The organism is Paenibacillus sp. FW507-14B1B (assembly GCF_058781425.1).
This window is the reverse complement of the sequence record NZ_JBYSWS010000001.1, coordinates 506,409-518,845: the sequence shown is the minus strand read 5'-3', so window position 1 is coordinate 518,845 and position 12,437 is coordinate 506,409. Positions and strand designations below refer to the sequence as shown.

General features: G+C 38.1%; 12 protein-coding genes. 9 read left to right on the top strand and 3 right to left on the bottom strand.

What is annotated here, in order from left to right:
- Positions 1-27 precede the first annotated feature (27 nt).
- Positions 28-1,236, bottom strand: a complete 1,209-nt coding sequence (locus tag AC3WJJ_RS02260; RefSeq protein ID WP_492537628.1) for a sugar efflux transporter — start codon at positions 1,234-1,236, stop codon at positions 28-30.
- Positions 1,237-1,542: 306 nt separating this feature from the next.
- On the bottom strand, positions 1,543-2,313 hold the full coding sequence (locus tag AC3WJJ_RS02255; protein ID WP_492537627.1) for a polysaccharide deacetylase family protein: 771 nt from the start codon (positions 2,311-2,313) through the stop codon (positions 1,543-1,545).
- A 373-nt stretch (positions 2,314-2,686) separates the two neighbouring features.
- On the opposite strand from AC3WJJ_RS02255, the gene AC3WJJ_RS02250 reads away from it, so the two are divergent.
- From AC3WJJ_RS02250 to AC3WJJ_RS02220, 7 genes are all read left to right on the top strand, one after another.
- On the top strand, positions 2,687-3,358 hold the full coding sequence (locus tag AC3WJJ_RS02250) for a S1C family serine protease (protein ID WP_492537626.1): 672 nt from the start codon (positions 2,687-2,689) through the stop codon (positions 3,356-3,358).
- A 26-nt stretch (positions 3,359-3,384) separates the two neighbouring features.
- A complete protein-coding gene (locus AC3WJJ_RS02245) occupies positions 3,385-4,050 on the top strand; it encodes an HAD family hydrolase (protein WP_492537624.1) in 666 nt (221 codons plus the stop codon).
- A gap of 121 nt (positions 4,051-4,171) precedes the next feature.
- Complete coding sequence (locus tag AC3WJJ_RS02240; RefSeq protein WP_422661221.1) at positions 4,172-4,699, top strand: RNA polymerase sigma factor; 528 nt, start codon at positions 4,172-4,174, stop codon at positions 4,697-4,699.
- Positions 4,686-6,158, top strand: a complete 1,473-nt coding sequence (locus AC3WJJ_RS02235) for a DUF4179 domain-containing protein (RefSeq protein WP_492537622.1) — start codon at positions 4,686-4,688, stop codon at positions 6,156-6,158. Before AC3WJJ_RS02240 ends, AC3WJJ_RS02235 begins: the two co-directional genes overlap by 14 nt.
- Before the next feature lie 169 nt (positions 6,159-6,327).
- Entirely contained in the window at positions 6,328-7,863 is a 1,536-nt protein-coding gene (locus AC3WJJ_RS02230; protein ID WP_492537620.1) for a spore germination protein, read from the top strand.
- Positions 7,860-8,960: a GerAB/ArcD/ProY family transporter gene (locus tag AC3WJJ_RS02225; protein WP_492537618.1), complete on the top strand. Its 1,101-nt coding sequence runs from the start codon at positions 7,860-7,862 to the stop codon at positions 8,958-8,960. Before AC3WJJ_RS02230 ends, AC3WJJ_RS02225 begins: the two co-directional genes overlap by 4 nt.
- Positions 8,957-10,078, top strand: a complete 1,122-nt coding sequence (locus AC3WJJ_RS02220; protein ID WP_492537616.1) for a Ger(x)C family spore germination protein — start codon at positions 8,957-8,959, stop codon at positions 10,076-10,078. Before AC3WJJ_RS02225 ends, AC3WJJ_RS02220 begins: the two co-directional genes overlap by 4 nt.
- Here the strand turns inward: AC3WJJ_RS02220 and AC3WJJ_RS02215 are convergent.
- Positions 10,071-10,514 (bottom strand): MarR family winged helix-turn-helix transcriptional regulator, encoded by a 444-nt coding sequence (locus tag AC3WJJ_RS02215; protein WP_492537614.1) that lies wholly within the window; start codon positions 10,512-10,514, stop codon positions 10,071-10,073. The genes AC3WJJ_RS02220 and AC3WJJ_RS02215 overlap by 8 nt on opposite strands.
- A 160-nt stretch (positions 10,515-10,674) precedes the next feature.
- Between AC3WJJ_RS02215 and AC3WJJ_RS02210 the strand changes: the two genes are divergently transcribed.
- Both AC3WJJ_RS02210 and AC3WJJ_RS02205 read left to right on the top strand, forming a co-directional pair.
- On the top strand, positions 10,675-10,989 hold the full coding sequence (locus AC3WJJ_RS02210; protein ID WP_492537612.1) for an ArsR/SmtB family transcription factor: 315 nt from the start codon (positions 10,675-10,677) through the stop codon (positions 10,987-10,989).
- A gap of 147 nt (positions 10,990-11,136) precedes the next feature.
- Complete coding sequence (locus AC3WJJ_RS02205; RefSeq protein ID WP_492537610.1) at positions 11,137-12,432, top strand: arsenic transporter; 1,296 nt, start codon at positions 11,137-11,139, stop codon at positions 12,430-12,432.
- Positions 12,433-12,437 lie beyond the last annotated feature (5 nt).

Sequence of the window (12,437 nt, the reverse complement as noted above, 5' to 3'; positions counted from 1 at the left end):
TATGATATAAAGTACAAAAATTGCAAATTATGTTGAAACCTGTGGTTCATCTACAGGCTGACGTCCACTCACCGCAAGCATAATCACTGCGATAATGATAAGTATAAAACAGAAGATAAATGAATAACGGTAACCTACAATGCTAGCTACTCCACCACCAACAAGACTACCTATCAGTCTGCCGATTGTGGAGGAATTAGAGTATAGCGTAGATGCATACCCAGGCATGCTTGGAAGCAGATCCTGGATGTAGCTAATACCAATTGCAGAAATAACGGCAACAAAAATGGCCAGTAATACTTGTGCTGCAAGCATCTGCCACATCGTCTCTGAAATAATGATAACGAAATAATAAACCCCTCCTAGAACGGCCCCGCACAGCATCAAGATTCGGTTACTGTACTTTGCACTGAGTAGACCAAGTGCAAGCATAAAAGGAATTTCCAATGCGGCACAAATACTGCTGACTAGACCTACATCTCTTGTGGTTCCCCCTAGATTGGTTGTAATAAAGAGCGCAGTATTTATACTGCTCATCCAGTGAGTCGTGTACATGAGTATCATAATCAGAAAAGGAAGCAATATATGACGGTTCTGGGACAGTCGGAAATTTTTTATTTTTACATTAGCATGACTGCTATTCATTTCTGTGTTTGATTTGAGAAATAGGAGAACAAGTAGGCTAACTAATAGAAAAGCTCCGATCGTACCCAAGAAAATCCCCTTAAACCCAACTGCGGCGATGAGTAGAGTACCAATTAAAGGACCTGAAATAAAGCCGAGAGAGAAAGCAGAACGTAACGTAGAATTAGCTAACGCAGGGTCCGTAAACTTGCTCTTTATCACCGCTTCTCTAGAAAGAGCAAACAACTGAGGCATCCCTGGTGCACCGAGGGCGGTGAATACAATCATATAAAGGAACAAAATCCAAAATTCATGAATGAGCAAGTATCCGCTATAAGCTAGAACATTACATAGCGTTGCAAAGAGATAGACGCTTTTTCGATTTAAGCCGAGGTCAGAGCGTCTCCCAATTAGCGTACTGATAAATATCCCAGCAATTAACGTGACGGCTAGATAAAGACCGAACATTCCAATAGATACTCCAAGCTGTTCTGTGAAATAAATGGATAAGAAGGGGGCGCTGAGTGAAATACCCATTCCCTGTAGTAGCATACACAAAAAGAGTAATGCATAAGAAGGAATTGAAAATAGCGTAATGAGTCGTTTAATCATGTTGTGAAGTTACTCCTCTAAATTGGTTTTGATCAATATTTATAATTGTTGTTGTTGATTCAATGATTTGAGTTCATTAATCCATGGTGTAATTTCTCAATTATAAATACCATGATAAGAATAGGCAATGAATCAACACGATAAAGATCAACCGTCAACAGAAAAGTTACCATAGAGGAGTCAACTTAGAAGCGATAGCAATTCTTATAAAATGAAAAGGAGCAGCGTGCCTAAGGCATCTGCTCCTTTTCACTTGATATTAACCAAACCTATAGGTATCAACAAATTAATGATTAACATCCAACATCAATGAAATTTTCGAATAAAGGCAGCTAATGACTGATCTCCAGGTATTCGAACGCGATGGAGAGTTAAATATCCTTGTTTTTTCTCGGCGTAACCAGGTTCTGTTGTTACCGCAAATTCAAATCCAGCACGCTTAACAACCTGTATAACATTCTGATTGAATTTACCTGAAGGGTATGCAAAAGAAATAAGGGGATGCCCCAATTTCTTCTCCAGCATTTGTTTAGCGCCCGAAATTTCGTCCTCGAGTTGGAGCCGGTTACTTTTTGTCAAATCTACATGATGCCGGGTATGCACACCAAATTCAATGAGACCAGAGCGTTCCATCTCATTTGTTTGACTCCAGGTCAAGTGATTGGGTGAACCAATAAAATCGCTGGTAGCGAATATTGTTGCTTTCATTTGAAGTTTTTTTAAGATTGGGTAAGCGGTTGTATAGTTATCTAAATAGCCATCGTCAAAAGTAATCAAAATCGGTTTATCTGGGAGCTGTTGACTCATCTTCCAACTCATTAAATCCTTGAACGTGATCGTATCATATCCGAAATTCTTTAGATGTTCCATTTGTTTATAAAACACCTTTGGAGGCACAGCAAGCGTATTAGATGGATTAATGCTAATCGAATGATACATCAAGATAGGAATAGATTCTTCATTAACTCTAGAGATGAATTGAGTTTCAGATGCAGGTTGTTTTGTCTCGATTTGTGATTGCAGAGGAGGATTCGTTTCTTGTTCCCAACCTCTTGTTAACAGACTAATTAACAACATACAAACGTGCAAAGTATACATTCTTCTCAACCTCCAAATATATCTTGTGCATTTCAGAACGAAAAAAACCAAGGGATACTTCACGATTTATTGATTTATCAGCTTCATGTAACTGTTCGAATTGTCAGTCATGGGCTGCCAGTGTTTGGTATAATCATCTAGAATCAAAAATTTTATTCTATTTCTCATTAGCAGGGAGGTATTTCCCATCCATAACGATGAGCTAGATGATCCCAAAACGCCCACCGATGAAGTAAATGATCCCGATGTCCCAGTTGAATGGGAAGAAGAATTTTGGAACCTGGAGGATGACAATGAAGATGATGAACCGAATCCCCCACCCCAAAGAACATGGATCAAAAAAACAATTATTATGATGCTGGCCATTCTACTCTTCGGAAATCTAATCGCTTTTATACCACAGATTTACAATCTACCAACACTACGATTTTTGAAAAAGGATTCACAATTATCACAAGATGAACAGATCCAGCAATATAAGCAAGCCGTTGTCAACGTTAGTGTCGGTGATCGGAAAGGAACAGGGTTCAATATCACTCCGAATGGACTCATTATTACGAATCAACATGTCATGGATGATGACAAGGCTGGCATAATCCAATTTCTTAATGGAAAAACATATCTGGCAGATGTTATCGTCAGTGATAGCGAAATCGATATCTCGATACTTAAAATTAGAGACAATGCAAACAACCTGCCTACACTTCAATTGGAAACAGAGATAGCATATCAAGAGGGCGATCCTATTCATGTCATCGGGAATCCGCTGGCATTCTACCGAATCGCCACTGAAGGCACCGTGTTAGGATTAACCCCATCAGAGAGTCGCCAGCTTCCCATGCTCATGATACAAGCGCCAATTCATAACGGAAACAGCGGCAGCCCTGTGCTTAACCATAAGGGGAATGTTATTGCAGTTGTGTATGCCACAACAACTACATCACAAGGAGATCAATCTCTCACAGTAGGTCTAGCTATTCCAATCGATTACTTAGAGAAATATGAAAAGATTATGTTTGAATAGCAGTATTTTTCATATCTAAGATAACAATGATTTGGTGGTGGAATATGTTAAGGATCGGCAAAGCAGTAATTTTTGATTTAGATGGAGTCATTATAAATAGTCAAGAGTTATATGAAGAATCGCTAAGGACTTTTATACAAGACTTAGGTGTTAAAGATGTTGATTTTACACGGTTAATAGGTATGACAACTGCTAAAGCATTGTCGTGTATAAATGAAACTAATGTGTTACCTGGAACTATTTCAAGTTTGACGCAGGCATTTCAGGAAACATATCAAACGGCCTTCAAACAATCGCTTAGTGAAGAGAATTTGGTTGAAGGTGTAGAACAATTTATTCTAAGGTTGGCTACCTCAAATAAAAGATTGGCAGTCGCTTCCTCGGCGGCAAGACCAAAAATTGAATTCGTTCTAGATAGATTCGGATTGACGCAGTATTTCGATTGTGTAGTAAGCGGTTATGAAGTTAAGAAGTCTAAGCCTGCTCCTGATGTATTCCTTGTATCAGCATCAAAATTAAATGTTAGTCCTATCGACTGCATTGTCATTGAGGATTCTACGAATGGAATAATAGGAGCCAAGAGAGCCGGTATGTTCTGTATAGGTTTTCGCAATCCTGAATCTAGAGATCAAGATTTGACGGGAGCAGATTGCATTATTGAGAGTTTTTCTCAAATCGATACCATGGAATAAGCCTGTTGCTTCTACAGGCTATTTTTTATGTGTATTTTGAAATTTTTGATATTTTTTGTGAACCTTATCAGACCTTTGGTGATCTAATGTATAAAGAGATCGGGCAGGAAGGGGAAATGAAGTGGAAATCTATGAGAAAGCGAAGCTTGCAAAGCGAGGGGATAAAGAAGCTTTTGTATTCTTAATCAGGGCTTGTCAACAGAGTCTTTATGTTATAGCCAGATCCATTTTGAACAATGATGATGATTGTGCGGATGCGATGCAGGAAGCGATCGCTAAAGCATTCTCGAATATACATACATTGAGAGAACCGGCTTACTTTAAGACATGGCTTATCCGAATATTGATCAACGAGTGTAATAACATGATCAGGAAAAAGAAAAGGGACTATCCGACCCCTTATGATATGAGAACAACATCATATATCGGTGACTATGAACAGATCGAGCTATTTGAGGTCATAAATGGGCTGGATGAACAACTTCAAATCATAGTCACGCTTTTTTATATCGAAGATTTATCAATTAAAGAAATATCTAAGGTGCTTGATGTTTCTATAGGAACGGTAAAATCACGTTTATACCGGGCAAGGCAGCAATTATCAGAGCTCGTCTTAAGGGAAGGAGGGAGTAAATATGAATTATCATGAGCCGGTTGACCGTGAGCTGAAACGTTTGTTGAAATCTAAAACGCAAGAATTGGTTGTTCCTGATCTGGTGCAGGTGGCTGTAGAACATTCACTTGACTCACTCCCTGAGCAGAATGTAACAAAAGCTTATCCGAAAAATAGATGGAGATGGGTAGCGGCGGTGTTAAGTCTCTTTCTCGTGTTGAGTACGATATCATTCTATACGGTTCCTACATTTGCTGAGATGATCCGATCTTTATTCGTTAAAAGTCATACGGATATCGGCCTATTGAAGGCACAGGAATTAGGACTCGTGCATAATCCACAGATCAAAGTAAAAGACAAAGGTTATACGTTAGTAATCAACGAAGCTGTGGCAGATCCAACTAGAGTAACGATGGCGTTGCAGCTATTCGATCGTAAAGGCAAGCATGTACGCGATAAGTTATTCCTTAATGATGCAAACACGATTTCAATTAAAGACGATCAAGGAAATATAATCGATACCATGTATGATATGGGGTTCACGAATGATTTTTATTATATGGTTGCATTTATCGATGAACCGATGCAGACGGATAAGATTACAATCGAAGGAAATATTCATTCTTTAGGTAGAAGCGGTGATAAACTTACCCAAGGAGACTGGAACTTCAGCTTTGATATCGATATGAAAGAGGCAAATCGCCAGACCAGGACAGAAGAACTCACTGGCAGTTATACTACGCCGAATGGGATGACGGTTACCTTAAAAAGATTGACTAGAATGGTGCAGGGAGTACGTTTTGAGCTGGAGACTGAACTGGACGAGGCTGCGCTAGCAAGATCACCAGGTGATCTGTGGGAGAATCAAATGCTCAGCTTTCATTTTGAATCGATAGAAGGGGAAGAGATTCATTCGGTGAATGCGAGAAAAAGTGAATCACTATATACCTTGATGACTTCTGATTCTCGTGTGATTGAAAACGGGAAAATGCACTGGAGTTATACGTTCAGATTTCTGCCTGAGAACGAACCTTATCGATTCATTCTGGATGGATATTATGTCACGGAACTAGACGGAAGCAAGTTTTCATTTAGGCCTTCAGATCTGACAGAACCTAGAACATTTAAAATTGAAAACAATACATTTGAATTGATAGGGGCATCATTAGAAGATTCGCAAAACGAAGGTGGGGGTTATGAAACAGCGATCTCATTTTATGGGGAAATAAAAAATGAAGCTTTGAATAATCAATGGAGCGCATACGATGCAGCAGGCAAGAAATATGAAGCATTTTTTAGAGGAGCATCAAGTTATATAAACACGCGACCAGATAGCTGGAAAGAGGGAATGATTGAAATGGGAGACCGTAACATGCCGAATCCTTATCAATTTCGTATTGAAGGGTTAAGTCAGATTCCTGAGGAACTTACACTGGTTAGAGATGTCGTAAATAAACGTTACACAGATCCAGACTGGTCAGTCTTGATTGAATGATCAGCTATCTCTATACGAGAATAGCAGCTTTGGCTAGTTCGAAGCTGCTTTTTTTGATTTAAATCCTCTTCAACATGTTGAATCAGTTCTGTCAGCTTAGTGGCGGCTTATTCTCTTGAGATGAATATTCTACACATTTTACTAAATACTACTGTAGAGGTGATCATACATGAGATTTCGCCGCAGTCGGTATAATCGAAGAAAAAAATATAATATGGAAACGAAAGAGATACATAACCATTTGACGTTGAGTTGTACATTGTCGGAAAACCTAAAACATTTACATAATCTGTTTAATGATACACCTGATTTGGTTATTCGTTCGTTTCAATACAAACAGTTTAAAAGCCAGAGTGCCCTTGTATATCTAGATGGGTTAACAGACAAAGTCTCGATAAATAACGATATTCTTCGTCCGTTGATGTATGAGACAAGTGAAGAGTCTGATGATAACTCTGTAGTTACTCTCGGTGGCGTCAATGTTTACGATGATTGGAAGCGGGTAGAGAATGCCATTTTACAGGGACAAAGTGTCTTATTTATCGATGGCTATAAACATGTAGAAGTATTTGATACACAAGGATGGCCACAACGTGGGATTGAAGATCCTCAACTTGAGGCTTCTCTTAAAGGAGCTCATATAGGGTTTACCGAAACCGCTAGTCAAAATGTATCCATGATTCGTCGCTTTATTGCTAATCGCGAATTAAAAATTAAAGAGTACACAATTGGAAAAAGATCTAACACCAAAGTTTCTATTCTATATTTAGCTGATGTTGCACATCCAGAAGTTCTACAAGAGCTAGAAGATCGGATCCGTCAGGTAGATGTGGATTGCATTCTCAATACAGGGGAATTAGCAGAGTTCATCGAGGACAATCCATATTCACCGTTTCCACAATTCATTATGACGGAACGACCTGACTCTGCCGCATCCCAATTATTGCAAGGAAGAATGTGCGTAATTATGGAGAGATCTCCTAGCGTATTGATTGCACCCGTTGGGATTATTTCATTTCTACAAAATGTAGATGACTATAGCACACGCTGGATGGTGGCTTCATTTTTAAGAATACTTAGATTTTTAGCATTTTTGATTGCTATTTTTTTGCCAGCTATATATATTTCGATTATTTCTTTTAACTTTCAGCTCATTCCACTGGATTTGTTGATTTCAATTGGGGAATCGAGAGAACGAGTTTCATTTCCTCCAATAATAGAGGCATTATTGATGGAAGTCACATTAGAGTTGTTACGTGAATCAGGAATCCGCCTCCCTGCACCTATAGGACAAACCGTTGGCATTGTTGGAGGTATTGTTATTGGTCAAGCTGTAGTTGAGGCAGGTATTGTCAGTAATATTATGGTCATCGTTGTAGCGGCTACTGCCATTGCTTCGTTCAGCATTCCGAACTATGATTTGGCTTCTAGTCTTCGCTTAATCCGCTTCCCGATGATGATAATAGGTTGGATGTTTGGAATAGTTGGAATCGTCATCGGATTTATGATCATTGTTGCACACCTCCTGTCACTGGAATCTCTTGGTACACCATACGGGGCTCCATTAGCGCCCATTAGGTTCTCAGATTGGAAGGATCTAGTTATTCGAGCGCCACTTTGGAAAATGACCATACGACCTAAAAGTACTAGAGCTGTTCAATCGAAAAGAATGGGTTCAAACAGGTCACAGGAGGAAGAAAAATGAAGAAGTCTGCAAAACAAGAAATTACTCTTATGCAGTATATTTTCTTAATTCACGGAGCACAAGTTGGCATAGGCATTACAAAGTTCCCGCTTCAATTAGCTGAGATAGCAGGAACGGATGGATGGATGGGAATCATTATAGGATGGATCGTATCCTTAGTGGCGAGTTTAGTGATCATTCAAGTGATGAAGAGACACCCAGATCAGAACTTGATTGATTTATTACAGCATTACTTTGGGAAGTGGATTGGGAAAGTTATAACCCTTGTTATTGTTATGTATATGATTTGTTTGGCATATTTTGTAATGCAACGTATGGCTCTTCATGTGAAGTCATGGGTATTGCAACCTACACCAATATATGTACTTTTAATCCTTTTTGCAATTCCGTCATATCTAATTATCCGAGGTGGTGTACAAACCATTGGAAGGTATGCAGAACTTGTGTTTTTTATGTCTTTATGGTTACTTATTGTGTTTTTGATGCCTTTAGGAGATAGTCACTGGATTCATTTGCTTCCTCTATTTAAGGAGGGAATCCAACCGGTGCTACTTTCAGCCAGTTCGTCAGTTTTATCCTTTTTTGGATTTGAAATCGCCTTTTTTTTATATCCATATCTGCAAAACAAACAAAGAGCTTCTATCGGTATCGTTTTTGCAAATTCACTAACTATGCTTGTTTATTTATACGTGACAATTGTATGTTTCGTATATTTCAGTCCAGATCAAATAACCCAATTATACGAGCCTACACTTAGCATATTAAAAGTTATTGAATTTGAATTTATTGAGCGATTTGATATTATTCTGCTTACCTTTTATATTATTGTTGTTTCAAAAGTATGGGCTCCATACTTGCTTTTTTCAGTGACTTCTATAGTTCAGGTTTTTGGTAAGAAGAATTATACACCGCTTTTGTTGATGGTATTTTTAATATTTGTTTTAGTAACGTACTTCTTGAATTTATCTTTCAACGACAGTGAACGATTTGTGAAATATATAGAGCAGGTTGGAATTTTAATAGCACTTGTGTTTCCACTCTGTTTTTGGTTTTATATGACAATATTTGATCATTTGCACAGGAGGATGCATAAATGAAAAGATGTTTTAAGATGACACTTGTGCTGATAATTGTGATTGTTCTTCAGGGATGCAACGGAAGTAGGCAAGTTTTAGAGAATTTAACGTTACCTCTGATTCTTGGTTTCGATTTAGATGAAAATAATAATCTGCTCATTTATCTATCAGGGCCGATATTCAGTGAAGAGGCAAAGGAAAAAACAGAAGTTTATGAGGTGAATTCTCAAACCTTATACGAATCTAGGGGGAAATTTGATGCTAAGGCAATTGGACTAACCACTAGCGGGAAATTACAGATAGTTTTGGTTGGAAAAAAAATATTGCAACAAGATAATTGGTTTCAGTTATTTGACACTTTGTACCGTGATCCAACGTTTTCGGCGAACGCTAAGGTAGTAGCAGTTGACGGTCCTGTCTCGGATCTCATTAATTACCACGCTAAAGATAAACCTCGTCTTGCCATGCAATTAATAAAGAAACTAGAGACAGCAAATCAAAGAAGCATCACAATGAAGACGACACTTCAAGAGCTACACCGGCAAATGTTTGAGAAAGGGCTAACTCCAGCCATCACTGAAATAACAAAGGATCAAGATATAATCATTAAAGGAACGTCTTTACTAGATATGGACGGAAAGTATGTCACATCCCTTAACATCGATAACAACAAATTGCTACCAATGTTACAACATCCAATAAAGAATGAACTCTCTATCACTATGTCAATTCCGGAAGTTGATAAGAATAACAGCATCTTTAGTTCAAATAAGATCAGTTTTACATTAAATAAAACGTCAAAAAAAGTAAAAGTGAATCACCTTGAAGACAGATTTCAATTCGATATCAACCTAAAGATTCCGGTTTATTTCAAAGAACGTTTGTTTTTATTCGACATAAAAAATAATGAAAAAGTCATGGAAAAAATGATAGCAGAACAGCTTGAAGTACAATTCAAAAACCTAATTAGTACATTTCAAGAGCACCAAATTGATCCAATTGGTTTAGGATTGTATGCAAGAGCTTATAAATACGACGCGTGGAAAGAAGTTCAAGACAAATGGGGACAGGCATTTAGCAAAGCAAATATTAAGGTTTCAGTACAGATCGATATCCAGGATAAAGGGATAATCAAATGATGTGTGAGCATTTAATCATTTTAGCCATCGCTTCGTTAAAAATTTTAACGGAGTTAAGTACCGTTTCTTTTTCAAACTCGGTCATATATGAAAACACTTCATCTAGATAGCTGTTTATTTGTTGATCTAACATAGTAGCTATGAACTTACCTTCTACGGTAAGGGTAAGCGAGTAAATTCTTCTATCCTGAGAATCGGGTGTTTTTTTTACTAAATTCAATTTGATTAAGGATTGGATTTGTCGGCTAAACGTTGTAATATCAGTTCCTAAAGCCTCTGCGACTTGTTGCATTGAAGGTTTATGCTGCCGATCTATTTCATACAAAATGTGGCTGTGTACTAAAGAGATGTCGTTTCCTTCAATATTGCAGCAAGTTTTATTCACAAGACCAAAGCTTCGCGTCATGATTTGAAACAATTCACGTGGATTTTCCATTAAAAATCACCTCATTTCTTAGTTATACAATTTTTATTTGCATTATGCAATTATAGCTTGAATTCAGTAATACTATCGTTTAATATATAAGCATTAAATTATATGCTTATGATATCGTGACTTTAATTTTTCAAGAAAGGGATGAAACTTATTGGAGCAGATGAATGAAATTGCCGAGAAGCTCAAATTGCTTGGAGATAAAACAAGGCTTACCATGTTGACGCTCCTAAAAGAAAGAGAATGGTGTGTTTGCGAGTTTGTTGATATTTTTGACATGTCACAGCCTGCAATAAGCCAGCACTTAAGAAAGCTTAAGTCTCAAGGAATTGTAAATGAAGCAAGGCGAGGTCAATGGGTTTATTATTCATTGAATGTCGCGGATAAGCCATATATCCAAGCCGTGTTGAATGAGATACCAAGTTCTCAGGAAATACTGACATCGTTAAATAAGGAAATTAACTGTGCTTGTGATTAACCCGTAATCAGGAATATTTAGCATGAGATTGATGGATGCTAAATATTATTCTGTTATATATATATAAGAATATAGTTATATATTAATTTAGTAGAGAAGAAAACATAACTATATTCTAGTTCAAGATATAATTGGAGGATTTGTACATTGGTTTCTGTTGTCTTGGCAAGCATTATTTTTCTTGTTACTTTAGTTTTTGTTATTTGGCAGCCTAAAAATCTATCCATTGGATGGTCAGCTTGCGGCGGTGCTGTAATAGCACTTCTCGTTGGAGTCGTTAATTTTCAAGATGTGTGGGATGTCACCCAGATTGTATGGAATGCTACGCTAGCCTTTGTCGCGATTATTATCATTTCATTGATCTTGGATAAAATCGGTTTATTCGAGTGGGCCGCTTTACATATGGCTAAAGCTGCTCAAGGAAACGGTATTCGGATGTTTGTGTATGTATCGATACTTGGAGCTGTCGTAGCTGCTTTTTTCGCAAATGATGGTGCTGCCCTAATCCTAACACCTATTGTACTGGCGATGGTTCGTGCACTTAATTTTGACGAAAAAAAGGTGTTCCCGTTTATCATCGCGAGTGGTTTTATAGCGGATACAACTTCTCTACCACTTGTTGTCAGTAACCTGGTGAATATCGTATCGGCTGATTTCTTTGGGATAACCTTTATCGAATATGCTACTCGTATGATTGTTCCGAATTTGTTCGCTTTGGGAGCCAGTATCCTTGTGCTCTACTTATTTTTCCGTAAGAGTATCCCGCGGAAGTTTGATGGGACACAGCTCAAGCAACCATCAACAGCGATTCAAGATCCTAAAATGTTTCGTTTAGCATGGATCGTGTTAGGTGTTCTGCTTATCGGTTATTTTGTATGCGAATTTGTCGGCATTCCGGTTTCCATTGTTGCTGGAGTTATCGCGATTTCATTCCTGCTGATGGCTAGAAGAAGTCCGGCTGTACAAACAAAAGAAGTACTTAAAGGTGCTCCATGGGCAATCGTATTTTTCTCGATAGGCATGTATGTCGTAGTCTATGGCTTGCGTAATGCCGGTCTCACGGATCTTCTCGCAAGTGTCATCCAGAGTATTGCTGATCAAGGTCTGTTTGCTGCAACCATGGGTATGGGATTTATCGCTGCGATTATCTCATCGATTATGAACAATATGCCAACTGTAATGATTGATGCGTTAGCAATAGATGCGACAAACACTTCAGCCGCCATTAGAGAAGCGTTAATATACGCGAATGTTATAGGATCTGATTTAGGTCCCAAAATCACACCGATAGGCTCACTGGCAACTCTATTATGGCTACATGTCCTTTCCACTAAAGGTGTAAAGATAAGCTGGGGAACGTACTTCAAAACAGGGATCATATTGACTATACCGACATTATTTATAACCCTATTAGGATTATATATTTGGTTAACCATACTTTAATTCAT

Excerpts from the sequence above, each read along its gene's own strand:
- AC3WJJ_RS02260 (WP_492537628.1), bottom strand. The coding sequence starts at position 1,236 with ATGATTAAACGACTCATTACGCTATTTTCAATTCCTTCTTATGCATTA.
- AC3WJJ_RS02255 (WP_492537627.1), bottom strand. The coding sequence starts at position 2,313 with ATGTTGTTAATTAGTCTGTTAACAAGAGGTTGGGAACAAGAAACGAAT.
- AC3WJJ_RS02250 (WP_492537626.1), top strand. The coding sequence starts at position 2,687 with ATGATGCTGGCCATTCTACTCTTCGGAAATCTAATCGCTTTTATACCA.
- AC3WJJ_RS02245 (WP_492537624.1), top strand. The coding sequence starts at position 3,385 with ATGATTTGGTGGTGGAATATGTTAAGGATCGGCAAAGCAGTAATTTTT.
- AC3WJJ_RS02235 (WP_492537622.1), top strand. The coding sequence starts at position 4,686 with ATGAATTATCATGAGCCGGTTGACCGTGAGCTGAAACGTTTGTTGAAA.
- AC3WJJ_RS02230 (WP_492537620.1), top strand. The coding sequence starts at position 6,328 with ATGAGATTTCGCCGCAGTCGGTATAATCGAAGAAAAAAATATAATATG.
- AC3WJJ_RS02225 (WP_492537618.1), top strand. The coding sequence starts at position 7,860 with ATGAAGAAGTCTGCAAAACAAGAAATTACTCTTATGCAGTATATTTTC.
- AC3WJJ_RS02220 (WP_492537616.1), top strand. The coding sequence starts at position 8,957 with ATGAAAAGATGTTTTAAGATGACACTTGTGCTGATAATTGTGATTGTT.
- AC3WJJ_RS02215 (WP_492537614.1), bottom strand. The coding sequence starts at position 10,514 with ATGGAAAATCCACGTGAATTGTTTCAAATCATGACGCGAAGCTTTGGT.
- AC3WJJ_RS02210 (WP_492537612.1), top strand. The coding sequence starts at position 10,675 with ATGAATGAAATTGCCGAGAAGCTCAAATTGCTTGGAGATAAAACAAGG.